At 46.2% G+C, this 16817-nt stretch carries 17 protein-coding genes and 1 pseudogene; 6 read left to right on the top strand and 12 right to left on the bottom strand.

All coding sequences use genetic code 11. The annotated features are described in order from the left end of the window. The first annotated feature begins 71 nt into the window (after positions 1-71). Both R5H20_RS02205 and R5H20_RS02200 read left to right on the top strand, forming a co-directional pair. Positions 72-842, top strand: coding sequence for a hypothetical protein (locus R5H20_RS02205; protein ID WP_006640157.1), 771 nt, complete (start codon positions 72-74; stop codon positions 840-842). 85 nt (positions 843-927) lie between these two features. Then, positions 928-1359, top strand: a complete 432-nt coding sequence (locus tag R5H20_RS02200; RefSeq protein ID WP_006640156.1) for a hypothetical protein — start codon at positions 928-930, stop codon at positions 1357-1359. On the opposite strand, the gene R5H20_RS02195 is transcribed toward R5H20_RS02200, so the two are convergent. The 3 genes from R5H20_RS02195 to R5H20_RS02185 all read right to left on the bottom strand — a co-directional run bounded on the left by R5H20_RS02195 (position 1346) and on the right by R5H20_RS02185 (position 3148). After that, positions 1346-1675 carry a DUF3147 family protein gene (locus tag R5H20_RS02195; protein WP_006640155.1) on the bottom strand — a complete coding sequence of 110 codons (330 nt, stop codon included), beginning with the start codon at positions 1673-1675 and terminating at the stop codon, positions 1346-1348. The genes R5H20_RS02200 and R5H20_RS02195 overlap by 14 nt on opposite strands. Then, the gene (locus tag R5H20_RS02190; RefSeq protein ID WP_006640154.1) at positions 1666-2088 is read right to left on the bottom strand and encodes a MarR family winged helix-turn-helix transcriptional regulator; all 423 of its coding nucleotides are present in this window, start codon (positions 2086-2088) and stop codon (positions 1666-1668) included. Before R5H20_RS02190 ends, R5H20_RS02195 begins: the two co-directional genes overlap by 10 nt. Positions 2089-2191: 103 nt before the next feature. After that, positions 2192-3148 (bottom strand): acetylxylan esterase, encoded by a 957-nt coding sequence (locus tag R5H20_RS02185; protein ID WP_006640153.1) that lies wholly within the window; start codon positions 3146-3148, stop codon positions 2192-2194. 101 nt (positions 3149-3249) lie between these two features. Here R5H20_RS02185 and R5H20_RS02180 point away from each other — a divergent pair, with 101 nt between their 5' ends. The 3 genes from R5H20_RS02180 to R5H20_RS02170 all read left to right on the top strand — a co-directional run bounded on the left by R5H20_RS02180 (position 3250) and on the right by R5H20_RS02170 (position 5731). Beyond that, the gene (locus tag R5H20_RS02180) at positions 3250-3870 is read left to right on the top strand and encodes a flavin reductase family protein (protein ID WP_006640152.1); all 621 of its coding nucleotides are present in this window, start codon (positions 3250-3252) and stop codon (positions 3868-3870) included. 123 nt (positions 3871-3993) lie between these two features. Continuing rightward, the gene (locus tag R5H20_RS02175) at positions 3994-4881 is read left to right on the top strand and encodes a permease (protein ID WP_006640151.1); all 888 of its coding nucleotides are present in this window, start codon (positions 3994-3996) and stop codon (positions 4879-4881) included. 4 nt (positions 4882-4885) lie between these two features. Further along, the gene (locus R5H20_RS02170) at positions 4886-5731 is read left to right on the top strand and encodes a TIGR03943 family putative permease subunit (protein WP_006640150.1); all 846 of its coding nucleotides are present in this window, start codon (positions 4886-4888) and stop codon (positions 5729-5731) included. Positions 5732-5808: 77 nt separating this feature from the next. Here R5H20_RS02170 and R5H20_RS02165 read toward each other — a convergent pair whose 3' ends face one another. The 8 genes and pseudogenes from R5H20_RS02165 to nadE all read right to left on the bottom strand — a co-directional run bounded on the left by R5H20_RS02165 (position 5809) and on the right by nadE (position 14548). Next, positions 5809-7053: a PucR family transcriptional regulator gene (locus R5H20_RS02165; RefSeq protein ID WP_006640149.1), complete on the bottom strand. Its 1245-nt coding sequence runs from the start codon at positions 7051-7053 to the stop codon at positions 5809-5811. Positions 7054-7175: 122 nt separating this feature from the next. Next, a complete protein-coding gene (putP, locus tag R5H20_RS02160) occupies positions 7176-8585 on the bottom strand; it encodes a sodium/proline symporter PutP (RefSeq protein WP_236836449.1) in 1410 nt (469 codons plus the stop codon). Between the two features lie 151 nt (positions 8586-8736). Next, a complete protein-coding gene (gene pruA, locus R5H20_RS02155; protein ID WP_006640147.1) occupies positions 8737-10284 on the bottom strand; it encodes an L-glutamate gamma-semialdehyde dehydrogenase in 1548 nt (515 codons plus the stop codon). A 24-nt stretch (positions 10285-10308) separates the two neighbouring features. Beyond that, positions 10309-11220, bottom strand: a complete 912-nt coding sequence (locus R5H20_RS02150) for a proline dehydrogenase family protein (RefSeq protein ID WP_317907761.1) — start codon at positions 11218-11220, stop codon at positions 10309-10311. A gap of 356 nt (positions 11221-11576) precedes the next feature. Next, a complete protein-coding gene (locus tag R5H20_RS02145) occupies positions 11577-12344 on the bottom strand; it encodes a nucleotidyltransferase domain-containing protein (RefSeq protein ID WP_040348751.1) in 768 nt (255 codons plus the stop codon). Then, positions 12341-12945 (bottom strand): annotated as a pseudogene (locus R5H20_RS02140) (CatB-related O-acetyltransferase). The gene R5H20_RS02145 and the pseudogene R5H20_RS02140 overlap by 4 nt, the downstream one beginning before the upstream one ends. A 104-nt stretch (positions 12946-13049) precedes the next feature. Then, entirely contained in the window at positions 13050-13607 is a 558-nt protein-coding gene (locus R5H20_RS02135; RefSeq protein ID WP_006640143.1) for a shikimate kinase, read from the bottom strand. Positions 13608-13729: 122 nt separating this feature from the next. Next, positions 13730-14548 (bottom strand): NAD(+) synthase, encoded by an 819-nt coding sequence (gene nadE, locus R5H20_RS02130; protein WP_006640142.1) that lies wholly within the window; start codon positions 14546-14548, stop codon positions 13730-13732. 205 nt (positions 14549-14753) lie between these two features. On the opposite strand from nadE, the gene R5H20_RS02125 reads away from it, so the two are divergent. Beyond that, positions 14754-16073 (top strand): amino acid permease, encoded by a 1320-nt coding sequence (locus R5H20_RS02125; RefSeq protein ID WP_006640141.1) that lies wholly within the window; start codon positions 14754-14756, stop codon positions 16071-16073. A gap of 2 nt (positions 16074-16075) precedes the next feature. Here R5H20_RS02125 and R5H20_RS02120 read toward each other — a convergent pair whose 3' ends face one another. Beyond that, complete coding sequence (locus tag R5H20_RS02120) at positions 16076-16714, bottom strand: LysE family translocator (protein WP_006640140.1); 639 nt, start codon at positions 16712-16714, stop codon at positions 16076-16078. Between the last annotated feature and the right edge of the window lie 103 nt (positions 16715-16817).

The following is a 16817-nucleotide window of genomic DNA, read 5'->3' as shown; positions in this document are numbered from 1 at the left end:
CTTTTTTATGCTATAATCGAAATACAGGAAAAGGAGGCGGTTTTATCAATAAGATCAGATCGACTTATTTTTTGGCCGAGGACCCCTATACCATTGACCGCAGCAAAGTGCGGTATAAAACCGACCCGTCCGGCCATTTTCAGGCGCGGTACATATACTGCAATGAAACGGATGAGACAGACCGCATTCACATCTCTGTGTTGATTGAGGGCCGCCCGAAACCGGCGCAAACCTTCCAATTGACAGTCCCTCCCCGTTCATCCGAAACCATCCATATCAGCCTGCATATCCCGTCAGGAAGCCATATCGTTTATATCATCTCCCAGACCTACATGTTCGATGAAACAGATAAAGAAGATATAAACCGGCATTGGAATGCCGATTATGCTGCCGCCTACTATTTTGAAATCGCATCTAACTCAGCAGCTGCAGATCAACAGGCAGCCCCTCTTTTGCTTGAACCCGTCCATCATAAAACCATCACAGAAGAACGAGAAAGACCTATTTATCTATCTGACAGGGAAGGGAACAGGGTTGCAAACATTGTCCATGAAGACATGTATCTTTCGTTCATAAACGAAGAGACATGTAAATTAAAAGGATATTTATATCATTTTCAAAATGGAGCTTTTAGAGAGTTTCAGATGAATCATCACTCGGCCGGAGCATGTATAGTTGAGCTTAAGCCTGAATCGGTACAGACCTACCGCATCAGTTTAAACAGCCAACAAAGCGGCTGCTTCAGATTTTTAGCGACATCCATTTTGCCAGCTCGTGCTGATCAGGACATTCCATTTCCGCCAAGGATGTTTTCTTATTCCGGGCTTTATACTTTCGGTTAAAGAAACAAAACAATCGCCTTGCATTTTTTCCATCTTTTTCAAATCTGTCTATGCTACAATAAAATGGAAAAGGAGGGGATATTTGATGAAACGCTTTTTGCTGATCACGGTTTTGGTTTGTGGATTTTTAAGTTTTGGGAGCAGCGCCGAAGCTTATACGTTTCCGCACAAGCTGAATATTACACTTACGGGAACCCATGAAGAACCTATTCCTGACATCGACTTTAACTCAAATTGGAACATAGGTTATAAGTTTACGATTTTTAATGCAGAAAACTGTAAAACGACTATTAAAATTCAGATGATGCACCTTTCCGGCAGATTTATGAGTCTAAGTATAAAAGATTATGACGGTGACTGGCCGGATCGAACCGCCCAAGATGTGATGACGGGAATGCCCCGGACTTACAGGCTTTATTTTGAAAATACCAAAGGCGAATGTAAAAACATTCGCATTAAAGGAACATATGGAGCCATTCCCGAAACTTTTGATTTCTCCGCCTTCAGCCAAAGATAGCTTTTTGGAGCAGCAAACATCCGCCCCATCCGCATATCCCGAACATCATAGAAACCGCCAGCGGAAACGATGATTTTAAACAGACGGCTACGATCAGAATGAGAACCGCGGTTGCCGGGAACCCCCACAGCACGCCCGCCGCAAACTGGCTGATATGCTGTGGGGACTCCCCTTGAAGGGATAGCCAGCATAAACTGAGCAGACTGACCAGCGGAAGCGCTGCAATGATTCCTCCAGCTTCCGGCGACCTTCTGGCAATTTCAGTGATGATGCCAATAAGAACGGCGGAAACAGCGATTTTGATGATTAAAAACATGATTTTGCCTCCCGGCTTAATATAGAAAATGCCGTTTTTACCATTTTGACTTCATCCTCTTGCAATTGTTCCAGCACCTTCTTCAGCTTGTCCGGATCAAGCCGGGTATGCTGTTTTACGGCGGCCTCGCCTTCAGCGGTTAATGTCACATAAACCTTTCGTTCGTCCTTCCCATCCCTCTTTTTTTCCACCAGCTTCTTTTGAATCAGCCGTTTCGCGTGTTCTGACGCGGTATTATGGGATACCTCCAATAGATTGGCCAAATCTCCGATTGTGACATGCCGGTTTTTTTCGAGATGCTGCAGCAGACGGACAGCCTGGTGAGACAAGCCGTCATGGTGTTTATGGTGTAAATGGTAATAGATGTCAGTCCAATCTTGATTGATTGCTTCGATGAATTCTTCTTTATGCATCAACATCACCCTCTCCTTTATATCTTAATATACGATATAATCTTTAATCAAGATATAAAAAAAACATCCGGCTGAGATTTCGCCCGGATGGTTGTCCCATACATCATTTTAATTGCTTTTTCAAAAACGCCAGCTTTTCCATTTGAAACGACGGAATAAATTCGTGGCCAAAATATCTGTATACTTTAAGATCTTTTTCAGTGTTTAAATGATTGTATGCCGCGAAGACGGTGGATGGCGGCGTAATGGTGTCGACTAAACCGATTGACATGAGAACAGGCGCTTTCACCGATTCAGCGAGATTCATAATATCAAAATATGCCAGCGTATTCATCGCTTTCCGCTCAATATCCGGGCTGCTGTTTCTTCTGAAAAAGGAGTTGATCTCAAGGTATGGCTGTTCTATCGCCGTATCGATCGCTCTCTGAAAATTGCTTAAATACGGGTACTCGGAAACGGCTGCTTTCGGAATATCAGACAATGCCGATACCGCGATGGCCAATCCGCCTCCCTGGCTTGCGCCGATGACACCGATCCGCTTTTCATCGACTTCGGCGAATCCGCTGACAACCTCGAGCGCTCTTACGGCATCAAGGTAAACCCATCTGTAGTAATATGTTTTCGGGTCAAGGATTCCTTTTGTCATCCAGCCCGGCACATGTCCGTGCGGGGAGCCGCTTGTATCTTCGCTGCCGTTCTGTCCGCGGACAAGCATCCCAAATGCCGCATAGCCATGGAGCGCCCAGTTGACGATATCGTGAACGTCTCCGTCATAGCTCGCGTTATAGCCGTGATATTTCACGATTGCAGGGTGCGGGCCGTTCCCGTCGGGAACCGCATACCAGCCTTTGATAAGCGCCCCGCCTATGCTCCGGTATGTCAGCCAATAAACGCTGACCCCGTCAGCCGGATAATCGAAGCGCTCAAGCTTGGGCTCCGCCTCTTCTTCTGCAAGCTCTGCGAGTGATTCCTTCCAAAACTCCTTAAAATCCCGGGGCGCCGTCCGCTCGGGTTTATATGAATATAATTGGTCAAGCGGTAAATCATAAGGCTGCTGCATATTGTTTCGTCTCCTTTTCTTTTAGTTGTGCGAATATTCTACCATAAATCTATCGCCTGCTGCGTTATAATGGAGCAAGAAAAAAAGAAAGGGGATCTGACATGTTTACTCTCTTGCCAAAGCATCTCTCCAGCAAAGAAACGTACAAACTGTTGTCCGGGGCTGTCGTTCCGAGGCCGATCGCATTCGTGACAACGGTCTCGACTGTCAACGGAGCTGTCAATGCCGCGCCGTTCAGCTTTTTTAATGTGGTCAGCTCCGACCCTCCGCTGCTTTCTATATCTGTCGGCAGAAGGAATGGCGTGATGAAAGACACAGCCAGGAATGCAGCGGAAATGAAAGAATTCGTCGTTCACATTGTAGATGAAGATCTTGTGGGGGATATGAATAAGACGGCCGCTTCCCTTCCCGCACATGAAAGCGAGCTCGATTTGACCGGTCTTCACACTATTCAAAGCGATCATATTTCAGTTCCCGCCATCCGCGAAGCGCGGATTCGGTTTGAATGCAGACTGGAGCGCCACCTTACATTTGATCATGACGGCGGAGAAACGGTCAATGATCTGTTAATTGGAAGGGTCGTCTGCATCCATTTGGCTGATGAAGTGTACGATCCTGAAAAAGGCTATATCCGCACAGAAGCATTGCGCCCTATCGCCCGGCTTGCGGGAAATAACTATGCCTCATTGGGTGAAACGCTGTCTGTTGAACGGCCCACTTAAAAGACCAAAAGCGGACCGGCTGTCGTCAGTCCGCATTTCTCATGCCATCACAAAGATTTTGCGCCGTCCCCGCCGCCGTTTCTGTTTTATGATATAATGCTAGACTGAAACGGAGGTTTTTTTGTGGCTTCACAATCTTTTCTGCAGCTCAATTCCATCTTTATCAGTATATTAATAGAAGCCATCCCATTCGTGTTAATCGGGGTTTTTATATCTGGTTTGATTCAAATGTTCGTGACAGAAGAAATGATGGCGAAAATCATTCCGAAAAACCGGTTTCTTGCCGTTCTGTCTGGTACATTTGCCGGTATATTGTTTCCGGCCTGTGAATGCGGCATCGTGCCGATTGCCCGCCGCTTGATTCTAAAAGGCGTGCCGCTCCATGCGGCTGTGGCCTTTATGCTGACGGCTCCGATCATCAATCCGATCGTTTTGTTTTCTACTTTTATCGCTTTCGGGAACAAATGGGATGTTGTATTGTACCGCGGAGGATTGGCCATTGCGGTTTCTCTGATCGCGGGAGTCATCATCTCTTTTCAATTTAAAGGAAATCAGCTGATCGAAGGGGAGTCTCACCGCCATCACCATCACGGCCATGCCGGGCAGTCTTTTCTGAGCAAGCTTGGAGGGACGCTCCGCCATGCGGTAGACGAATTTTTTTCAGTCGGAAAATACTTGATCATCGGCGCTTTTGTGGCAGCTGCGATGCAAACATTTATTAAAACATCGACCCTTTTGGCGATCGGCCAAAATGACGTATCCTCATCGCTCGTCATGATGGGTCTGTCATTTGTATTATCCCTTTGTTCAGAGGTTGATGCCTTTATCGCATCATCCTTCAGCAGTACATTTTCACTGGGCTCTCTGATCGCATTCCTTGTTTTCGGGGCAATGGTTGATGTGAAAAACCTGCTGATGATGCTCGGAATCTTTAAAAAACGCTTTGTCTGTTTCTTGATCATCTATATCGCTGTCATCGTTCTGGCCGGATCACTTTTGGTAAAGGGGTGAGATCATGTTTCGCACACTGATTTTGATGTTTTTTACGTTTTTCTTTTTTCATCTCCACGCTTCCGGGAATTTAACCAAATATATTAATATGAAATATGCTTATCTCTCTTATATTGCGATTTTTCTGCTGGCGATTCTGACCGCGGTGCAATTCTATCTCTATTTGAAAGGGGCGAATGAGACAGAATGCGGACATGACTGCGGGTGCGGACATGATCACAGCCATGAGAAAGATCAGCCTTTTTTCAAAAGAATGTTTATTTACTTTGTGTTCCTCTTCCCTTTATGTACAGGGCTGTTCCTTCCGGTTGCCACGCTTGATTCCAATATCGTCAAATCGAAGGGCTTTTCGTTTAAAGCGATCGAACAGCCTGAGCATTATTCCCAAACGCAATATTTGCGTCCTGATACAAGCATCTACTATGGGCAGGACGGCTATGACGAGCTCATGGAAAAAGCGCTGAAAAACTATAAAGGAAAAAAACGGATCGCTTTGCAGGACGAGGACTATTTGAAAGGGATGGAAGCCATCTATAATGCTCCCGGAGAATTCCTCGATAAAACGATCGAATTCAGCGGCTTCGCGTTTAAAGGGGAATCGATTCATGACAGGCAGCTGTTTGTGCTTCGTTTCGGAATCATCCATTGTATCGCCGACTCGGGCGTCTATGGCATGCTTGTGGAGTTTCCCGATGATATCAATATCAAAAATGATCAATGGCTCCATGTAAAGGGCACCCTGACATCGCAGTTCTACCAGCCGTTTAAATCGACGATTCCGGTTCTGCAAGTGACAGAATGGTCCAAAATCAAAGAACCGAAAGATCCTTACGTTTATCGCACATATTAAAAAGCCGGTCCAAGATGTACCGGCTTTTCCTATTCAATTGTAATGGCCCGGGAGCGCGTTTCCGGGCAGAAGCGTTTTCACGATTTGTAGCCGGCTTTTTTCATCAGCATCAAATCGATGAACAGTTGGCATCTCGTGTTAAAGTCATTCAGGTCGATCGAGGTCATGTCCAATATTTGCTTAATGCGGTAGTTTAAGGTGTTTTGGTGGATAAACAGCTGTTCTGCGGATGGTTTGACTTTGCAATTGTTGACGAGATAAATTTCAAGCGTTCTCAAAAATTCGGTGTGGCTTTCTTTGTCTTTTTCTTTCAGCAGCATAAGATCGGGATTTGAATATTGCAGATGGTCGTTTTTTGCGGCGATTTGATCAAGATACCTGAAAAGACCGAGCTTTTGGTACTCATAGGGAATATGCTCCTGGCTTCCGGTGATTTCCGCTGCTTTTGTAACTTGCAGAGCCTCTTTGTAGCTTTTGCCGAGCATCAGCGGACTGCTGTATTCATTGCCGACCCCGATGAAGATAAGAGGCAGCATTTGTGAGCGCAGATGGGTTAAGAGCCTGTTGATCAGCTCAGACGCCGCGGCAATGGCGGAGCGCTTCCGCGACACGCTGCCGACAATAATGGCGATGTTGGAATGATCCTCCAATACGTGGCTGATATTGTCCTTCAGATTTAAATATGATCTGATCGTTTCTTTCAGATCATCAAGCAGCTCATTCTCCCCGTCGACGACTTGAAGCACCATCACGGTAAATATGGAGGGCAGCACAACATTCGCTTTGTCGGCTGCGGCTTTCAGGTCTTTTTCCGTTTGGAACTGGTCATTGATCGCCTGCCTGTAAAGCTCTTCGACCCGCTCCTCTTTTTCCTGCTTCAGCCGTTCTTTCTTGTAGATGATCTTTCCAACATGAAAAGAAGCCCTATATAAGAAATCAAGCTCTTCATCCGTCAGGTTGTTTTCAATCTCCTGAATCCAAATGTAGCCCATGATTTCACCTTTGTGTTTGGCGCTGACCACCACCCGCTGGTTCAGGCCGATCTCTTCAATCTGTTTTACCCGAAAAGGAGTCGGAATGGTTTTCAATTGATCAATGATTCCTTCTTCGACAAATTTTTCGAAAATCGGCAGCGGACATTTTTTGGAGAAAATGGTTTGCTGGTTTGCCGCATCAAAGTGGTTGATATAATAGGAATTGTAAGCTAATAGGAAAAAATCCGCGCTTTCCAGTATGACCGGTTTTTTCAGCTCATCGCTGATAAAATCAATGATCTGGTTAATATCTGAAAGAGAAACAACTTGTTCTAATAGCTCTTCCATATCCTTTCTCCTACCCGTTTTTAACTTAATCATACTTCTCCTTTGCATTCTTGTATAGATGTTACTTTTTGAAAATTTAGACGGCCTCTGTCCATTGGACAGAGGCGTTTTTAAGAGATGCATCACATTTTTATATTTTCAAATTGCTCGGCGACCTTCTGATTCGGTTTTGAAGTCAGGATGCTTGCGGCATATACAGACAATAAGCTTGCGGCAAACCCCGGTATCATTTCATAAAGAAAATCGGAAAGCCCTGCTGCAGCCCATATAACGACAGTGACTGCCCCTACAACAATCCCGGCAAGAGCCCCCCATTTTGTCATCCGCTTCCAATACAAGCTTAAAATGATGACGGGGCCGAATGAAGATCCGAATCCCGCCCATGCGTAGCTGACAAGCCCCAATATTGAATTGTTTTTTGACCAGCCGAGCCAAAGGGCGATAATCGAAACAACAAGAACGGCCAGGCGGCCAAAGAAGACCAGTTCTTTATCAGAGGCGGAGCGCTTGAAAATTGTTTTGTATAAATCTTCCGTTAATGAGCTTGAAGTAACAAGCAGCTGCGAGGATATTGTACTCATAATTGCAGCTAAAATGGCTGAAATCAAAAAGCCGGTGATAATCGGGTGAAATAAAATATTGCCCAATTGAATAAATATCGTTTCCGGGTCATCCAGATGAAGTCCTTTTTGGGAATAGTAAGCAAGACCGATCAATCCGGTCAAGAGTGCCCCGATGCTTGAGAATATCATCCATCCCATGCCGATCCGGCGCGCTTTTTTGATTTCTTTTACAGAGGAGATCGCCATAAAGCGCACAATAATGTGAGGCTGTCCAAAATAGCCGAGCCCCCAGGCGAATAGAGAAATAATGCCGAGAACACTCGTCCCGTTAAATACGTTGAGCAGATCCGGGTCAATCGAGCGGATTTCCGTAAAGGCTTCAGACGGGCCGCCGGTTTCAATAATCGTCACAAGCGGAACAAGAATCAGGGCGGCAAACATAATGATTCCTTGTACGAAATCGGTCCAGCTCACGGCCAAAAATCCGCCGAAAAGCGTGTAGCATACGACAACGGCCGATATGATCCATAAGCCTGTATGGTAGTCCAAATGCAATATACTGTTAAATAAAACCCCCCCGGACACCATTCCGGATGATACATAAAAGGTAAAAAACGTGATGATGACAATACTCGAAAAAATCCGGAGAATTTTCGTGTTATCGCCAAACCGGTTTTCTAAAAATGACGGTATCGTAATTGAATTGCCGGCGATTTCCGTATAGCTTCTTAAGCGCGGCGCCACATAAATCCAGTTTGCCCAAGCCCCGAGCACAAGCCCGATGACGATCCACGCCCCGCTTAAACCCGTGGCAAACATTGCCCCCGGCAGACCCATCATCAGCCAGCCGCTCATATCGGATGCACCCGCGCTGAGCGCTGTGACCGCAGGGCCTAGCGCGCGTCCGCCAAGCATGTAATCTGAAAGATTTGATGTTCGTTTATACGCGTAATACCCGATCAAAAGCATGCCAACCATATAAATTGCAATCGAAATGATCAATTGTACGTTTTGGATAAGAATCCCCCCAAGGTGCCGTTTTGTCTAAATTTTTCGACTCTTTTCTCTTTATTGAAGGCAGCCTTAAAAGACTGCCTTCTCTCCCCTACTTGATTGTCATTTAAAACATTTCACTGATTGTTTTCGCCTGCATGTGGAGAGCCAAATAATCCGGGCCGCCCGCTTTTGAATCCGTTCCTGACATTTTAAATCCGCCAAACGGATGGTAGCCGACGATCGCACCTGTACAATTCCGGTTAAAATACAGATTTCCTACGTGGAATTCCTGTTTTGCCCGGTTGATATGATCGCGGTTATTTGTAATGACCGCGCCGGTCAACCCGTATTCCGTGTTATTGGCAACTTCCAAAGCTTCGTCAAAGTTCTTCACCTTTGAAAAAGCAACGACTGGTCCAAAGATTTCCTCCTGCATCAATCTGGCTTTCGGGTCCAGATCGGCAAAGATGGTCGGATCGATGAAATACCCTTTTGCATCATCGCCCTTACCTCCGCTGACCAAGCGGCCTTCTTGTTTTCCGATTTCAATGTAATCCATGATTTTGTCAAATGACGCCTGATCGATGACAGGTCCCATGTAGACATCTGCACTGTCAGGAGCGCCGACCTTTTTCGACTCGGTGATTTCGATGACGCGCTTCAATACTTGGTCATAGACTTTTTCGTGAACGACCGCACGGGAACCTGCTGAACATTTTTGGCCGGCAAAACCAAAGGCAGATGTGAAAATCGATTGAGCCGCCAATTCAATGTCACAGTCTTCATCAACGACAACCGTGTCTTTTCCGCCCATTTCCGCAATCACCTGTTTCAGGTGGGTCTGCCCCGGCTGAACCTTGGCTGCCCGTTCAAAAATGCGGATTCCGACTTCTCTTGAACCGGTAAATGTGATCAGACTTGTTTTCGGATGATCAACAAGGTAATCCCCGACTTCAGCGCCGCTGCCCGGAACATAGTTCACGACCCCTTTTGGAAGCCCCGCTTCTTCAAGCACTTCGACGAACCGCGCGGCGATGACAGGCGCCGCGCTCGCCGGCTTCAGCACAACCGTATTTCCCGTAACGATCGGTGCCACTGTTGTACCTGCCATAATCGCAAAAAGGAAGTTCCAAGGCGGGATGACGACCGTTACGCCAGTCGGTGTATAGACGTATTGATTCCGTTCCCCTTCACGGCTGTTGACAGGTTTGCCTTTAGCAAGCTCAAGCATTTGCCGTGCGTAATATTCCATGAAATCGATCGCTTCAGCTGTATCCGCATCAGCCTCATTCCACGGTTTGCCCGCTTCTTTGACCAAGAGCGCCGAAAATTCATGCTTTTTGCGGCGAACTTTTGCTGCCGCACGGAATAAAACTGCCGCTCTTTCCGCCGGATCAGTGTATCTCCATGTTTCAAACGCCTTCGCCGCCGCCTGAATGGCCTTCTCGGCATGATCCTGCGTCGCTTTTGACACCGTCCCGACGACTTCATCTTTGTTTGCCGGATTGATCGAAACGATCTTGTCTTCAGTTTCGATTCTTTCCCCATCGATAACAAGAGGGTATGATTGACCCATCCATTCATTTACCGTATCCAGTGCTTTTTGAAATGCAGCCCGGTTTTCTTCTCTCCCGAAATCTGTAAATGGTTCGTGTTTGTAAGGTGTTGTCATTCTAAATCTCCCCTTTTTATCGTTTTACTTTTTGGTCATTCCTTTAAATGCAAATGCGATATTGGCAGGCCGTTCGGCAAGCCGTCTCATAAAGTATCCGTACCAGTCATCCCCGTACGGAAGGTATACGCGCATGTTATAACCCTCTTTGACTAATTCAAGCTGGGTTTTATTGCGCATGCCGTACAGCATTTGAAACTCGAAGCGGTCCTTTCCGATTTGGTGCTCCCTCGCAATTTCTTTGGTGAAATCAATCATCTTGTCGTCATGAGTTGCGATGGCTGTATAATGGCCGCTAAGCAGCTGCTTTTTAATGAGCTTTTTATAATTCTCATCAACATCCTTCTTATCCGGAAACGCCACCTGGGGCGACTCCTTATATGCTCCTTTCACAAGACGGAAGAACGGTTTGTACGGGTTTAACTCTTCCAAATCCTGTTCTGTCCGGTACAAATAAGCCTGTAAAACCGTACTGACATATTCGTAGCGCTGTCTGAATTCCTTAAACAGATCAAGCGTTTTCTGGCAGCGCACCTCATCCTCCATATCGATCGTCACCATCACCTGATGCTGTTCAGCGGTATCCAGAATGCCGGTCATGTTTTCTCTGACTAGATCAAGGTCAATATCAAGACCCAATGAAGTCATTTTTAAGGAAACATGTGACTCAAGCTTTTCCTGGGCGATCAGCTGAATGACCCGAATGCATTCTTGTGTGCGTTCCCTTGCCACTTCCCTGCTGTCCACAAACTCGCCTAAATGATCAACAGTAACAGTCAGCCCTTGCTCATTCAACTTTCTGATAATCGGAATCGAAGATTCAAAATCCTTTCCTCCGATAATTTTTCCAGTTGCGACAGAACTCCCCCAATTTCTCGCCAGGCGATTCAGGATGCTGCTTTTAGATAAGAATAAAAAAAAGTCCCTTGTTATCACTTCCATTATCACACCCCGCCATCTCATGAAATATTTCTTTATATTCTTAATTTTATAAGAGCTGAGGGCTGATTCACAATATTTCGAAAAAACAAAAAAGCTGACGATTTTTGTGTTTTTTCCACAATGTTTGACAACCGCCCGCATCCAAACAGAAACTTTCTTCCTAAAAACATTAAAGCTATACGACAATAGGATTAAAAAGAAGTTTTTCAAAAGAAAAAGGCGCAGATCGGACAGCAGCTGTGAATATAGCCATTATCTCCTTCTAATGAAAACGTTTTCTTGTATATTAAACCATTCCCGCTGACAACAAAGAAAAAACCCCTTAAGAAAATACTTAAAGGGAATATATTTTATGCCCACACTTCGTCAAGCGTTTCTCGAAACAGCCTGTCAAGAAGGGGAGTCAGATCTTCTGTATTCGGTTTGCTTGCTTTTGCCGCCGGCTGGAGCCGCTTCATCTCGTTTTTGATAAATTCCAGCAGCACAGGGTGCTGGGGCTCAAGCTGAAACTCCTGCCCCTGCTTTTTCCGTTCAAGCAGCTTAAGAATTTCCGTTTTCAGGCGTCCGTCTTCAAGAAGCTCAATCAGCACTCGAATTTCGATCGGAGGAACCGTCTGGCGGGTTTCAATCCACTTGCAAGCCAGCAGCGGACGGAGCACATAAAAATACTTCTTTATTTTCACCTGTTCCCGTTGAAGTTCACGGCGAACATTTCCTGAAGCCATATTTAAATAATGGTGCATGCAGGCCGGCGGAGAAAAAAACCGCTGGCGAAGCTTTCTCATCTTTTCCGCCAATGAAAAAGCTTCATAATAAACCATTTCCGATGAAAGCCATTCAAGAAGCGGAGGATTTGATTTTCGGAACAGCCTCAGCGCTTTTGTCAGCTCCCAGCCGCTGATGTCAAGAGATTCATGAATCGGGCGCTCGATGACATCCCGCTTTTCATCAATGGAGAGGTACCAGTCTTTTTGATGAACATAAATAAACCTGACATCGTAATCGCTGTCCTGCGAAGGAAAACCCCAGGCCCTGCTTCCGGACTCCACCGCAAAAAGGATTTTTACGTGATTCATATTTTCGATGTTCGCCAATTCTTCATTAATACGTTGCTTCAGAAAAGATCACCGCCTCTTTTCGTATGGTCGCGTGCGCTCAGATTCAGGTCGCCTTTCACAATGTCATCCAAATGTCTATTGATTTTCCCGATATCCCAATTCCGCCACTTGATGGCCGGCGAGGCTTCGATATTCTCATCGGAAAAACGTTTTTTTATTTGCCTGGCGGGGTTTCCCCCGACGATTTTAAGGAGGCACATCCTACTGAATTCGCCGCTATAACCGCTCCATCACCGATTGTAACGCCGGACACTATAACGGCATCCATACCGATCCGTACATCATGTCCGACTACCGTATCTCCTTTTAACGGCAGCTCATTCAGAGCCGGCGTGTGCCTTTCTCAGCCATGGCCGAAAATATTAAAAGGATATGTGGAGCCGTCCATTCGGTGGTTGGCTCCATTCATCATAAACCGGACGCCTGGGGCAATCGAACAAAATCTTCCGATGATCAAACGGTCGTCCAATCCCTTATAGTGATATAATACTTGCTCCTCAAAAGATTCGCCATGTTTTGCATCATAATATGTGCAGTCGCCGACGATGATATTCGGTTTGGTAATCGTCTGGCTGACAAACTGGACATGTTGATTTCCTATATCTTTCTTGGATCAGGGCCATTCACACCGATCGCTCCTTACTCAATCAAAAGGTCGCAGCTCCTTATTTTATATGAGAAATCCGGGCTTCATCAAACGTTTGTTTAAGGCTGATGCAGCTCCCAGTCAACCTTGAGCATGTCCACAATGTCTTCAGCCACTTCCTCCGGCTCCCGGTTGTCCGTCTCAACTCTTGAATGATGAAGAGCGTATATGCTCCTCCTCTCATTGAACAGCTGTTCCATTTCATCGATTGTACGATTATGCAGAACCGGGCGGTTTTCAATCAAGAGATCCAAGCGCTGCTTCCAATTCTCCCATGATACATCCAAGAAAATCACAATGCAGCTTTCCAGGCATTTCTTTCTGATGTCCTCCTGCTGAAAAGAGCCCCCTCCAAGAGAGACGATTTTGCATGTTGTGTTTTCACATATATTCATAATATATTCTTTTTCCGTTTTCCGAAAAAACGCTTCCCCTTTTTGTTCAAACATCTCGGGAATCGTCATCCCAAAGTCCTTTTCGATTTCCTGGTCGATATCGATAAAGTCCCTGGATAATGTCTTGGCCACAAGCTGTCCGATTGTCGTTTTTCCGACTCCCATAAACCCGATCAGCACGATATTTTTTTCGCTCGCACGAATGGCTCTTCTATCATTCATCTCTAGATTTCATCTCCTTGGTTAAAGGAATCACAAATTATATTTAGTATATGACAAATCAATGTGCAATGATATAACCGATATAAACAAAAGAGGCTGTGTTTTCACAGCCTCTTTCGAATTTATTTCCACCAGTCGTCAAACATGGAAGCCGGCACTTGGCGCTTATGTTCTGACGCAAGGTACCTCTTCCCGATCGCATCGGCCACTTCGCGGGAAACCGTTTTTCCTTCCAGAAAATCATCAATATCGTTATAAGTCAGACCCAGCTCTGTTTCATCAGCCTGCTGAGGTTTTTCATCCAGCAAATCCGCCGTCGGCGCTTTCGTATAGAGCCGCTCCGGGGCGCCCAGCTCCTCAAGCAAGCTGCGGCCTTGCCGTTTCGTCAGCCCTGTCAGCGGCAAAAGATCTGCTCCCCCGTCGCCATACTTGGTGAAAAACCCGGTAACAGCTTCTGCCGCATGATCTGTGCCGATGACCAATAATCCGTTTTGTCCGCCGATTGCATACTGGGCAATCATCCGCACCCTTGCTTTCACATTTCCTTTATGAAAATCGGCAAGCGACTCCCCTGTAACAGATTGAAATTGGGAGACAAAAGAGCTAACCGTTGACGAAATATCAAAAGCCAGCGATTTGTCAGGCTTAATAAATTGAAGAGCCAGCTGAGCGTCGTCTTCATCCTGCTGAACGCCGTGCGGAAGCCGGACCGCGATGAATTCCGCCTGCACTCCTTCTTCCCTCAGTTCCTCCACTGCAAGTTGGGCCAGTCTGCCTGCAAGCGAAGAATCCTGTCCTCCGCTGATTCCCAAAACAAAGCCTTTCGCGCCTGTTTTTTTCATGTAGCTCTTTAAAAATCCGACCCTCTTCTCAATTTCCTGTTTCGGATCAATAGAAGGCTTTACGTTCAGCTCCTGGATAATTTTTTCCTGCAAAGTCATCCGTCATTCCTCCTGATATAAGAGAATTATGTTTATTGTTATCTTTTGTCTGAATGAGCCGTTTAACTATGAGATCTCCTTTAACTATAGCACAGTTTTCGTTCTGAAGTGAATAACAAGGAGCGCACAATGACAGTTTCAGCGCCGCCGGAATAAAAGCGGTTCCTGCTGGCACAATAACGAGTAGGTTAGAGGAGTTGAATTCATGAAACAGCAAACGGCAAAAGGAAAGTTAAAATGGTGGCAGCTGTCATTGATCGGTGTCGGCTGCACAATAGGAACAGGTTTTTTTCTGGGATCAAGCATCGCTATTAGGAAAAGCGGTTTTTCCGTATTAGCCGCCTTTCTTCTTGCTGCACTTGGAACGTTTCTCGTTTTTCAGCAGCTGGCAAAATTGACGGCCGACCATCCTGTTGAAGGGTCTTTTTGCTCTTATGCCAGAGAAGCGTTCGGCGACTGGGCGGGCTTTAGCAACGGCTGGGTTTACTGGTCATCTGAAATGCTCATTATCGGAAGCCAATTAACGGCGATTTCACTTTTCACGCGCCATTGGTTTCAGCAGATCCCGCTTTGGGTGTTTGCTTCGATTTACGCCATTCTCGGATTGATCATCATTTTCACAGGACGGGGCAGCTTTGAAAAAACGGAAAACATGCTTGCCGTTCTCAAAACGGCCGCGATTTTGATGTTTGTCATCATTGCCATTCTGGCCTTATGCGGCGTTCTCCCCGGTGAAACACCGGATGCCCAGGTGCCGGACCGCCTTCATGAGCTGTTTCCTTTCGGTTTCATGGGATTGTGGACAGGCTTGATTTACACGTTTTACGCCTATGGCGGCATTGAAGTTCTGGGGTTGATGGCGGTTGATTTGAAAGACCCGAAAGAGGCGGGAAAGTCAGGCAGTTTGATGCTGATCACGCTTGCATCGGTTTATGTCATCTCCATCGGGCTCGCGCTGCTGCTTATTCCGGTCGGCGCCTTTACCGAACAGGATAGCCCGTTTATTACATCATTAAAACCGTTCAAGCTCGACTTGATCATGCACATTTTCAACGGCATTTTTATCATCGCCGGCTTTTCGACGCTGACCGCTTCATTATTTGCGGTGACGACGCTGATGGGGACAATGGCGAAAAACGGTGATGCACCGGCGTGCTTTTCTAAAAAAGAAAACGCCAAAGTATCATGGCCGGCGCTGGGGCTGACCGTGCTCGTGCTCGCTGCTTCGATCATCCTGTCTTTGCTTCTTCCTAAACAGCTGTATGAACATATGACAACGGCCGCCAGCTTGATGCTGCTTTACAATTGGATGTTTATCCTGTTTTCTAGCAAAAAACTGACAAAGCCGAAGCTGAAAGGGAACGTTCAAATTGCAGCGGCGCTGATCCTGATTGTCTTCGCCGTGTCAGGCACATTATTTGAGAAAAACAGCAGGCCGGGCTTTTTCGTCAGTCTTCTGTTTCTCGCTATTATCGCCGCTGTGACACTGCTGATGAAAAAGAAATGGACCAGCTCGCGGTCGTAAGATCAGCGGGCTGGCCGGATCAATTCCTGAATCCCTTGATAGCCGAAATAGCAGCCGAAGATGATTAACGTGATGCCGGCGATCCATGTCGTCACCTGGATCATTCTCGGGCTCAAAAACGTTCTGAATGTCCCTGCTAGAAAAGACATGGCCAAATCCCACAAAAACAGCCCGATTAAAATGCCCGAGCTGCATAGCAGCAGCTGATATGAAGCATATGACTCAATCGTCTTCGCAAGGATGCTTCCGTATATGCCGAGCCAAAACATGATGCTGAGCGGGTTGGATAGTGAAATCACCAGCCCGGAAAAGAAGGATTTGCGGTACGATTCCTTCTCCTTTTGGCCTCTCATCAGCGAGACTTCCTTGGCTTTGACCAAGCTTTCGATTCCCGTATAGGTCAGAACAAAAAAACCGAACAGCCATAAAAACGTTTTTAAAAATGGCATAGTCAGAAATTGAGCAACACCGAAATAAATCAGCACCATGTACACAACATCAGCTGTTACCGCCCCTAAACCAAACAGCCAGGCATGGAAAAAACCGCCTTTCATTCCCCTGTCAATCTGTGCCGCATTGACCGGGCCGACCGGTGCAGCCAATGACAAGCCTAAAAACACATAGCTGAGAAAAATGTTCAACATACCGCGCTTCCCCCTTCGCGATAACTTGTACAATGTATTCAAAAAAAGGGATGGTTAGAACATCTTCAAATCAAAAAGCCTTTTCCTTAATCGGAAAAGG

The sequence above is a fragment of the Bacillus sp. KICET-3 genome (assembly GCF_033261025.1).
Taxonomy (GTDB): domain Bacteria; phylum Bacillota; class Bacilli; order Bacillales; family Bacillaceae; genus Bacillus; species Bacillus sonorensis.
Note: the sequence above shows the minus strand (reverse complement) of the source record. Positions and strands in the feature narration are given on the sequence as shown.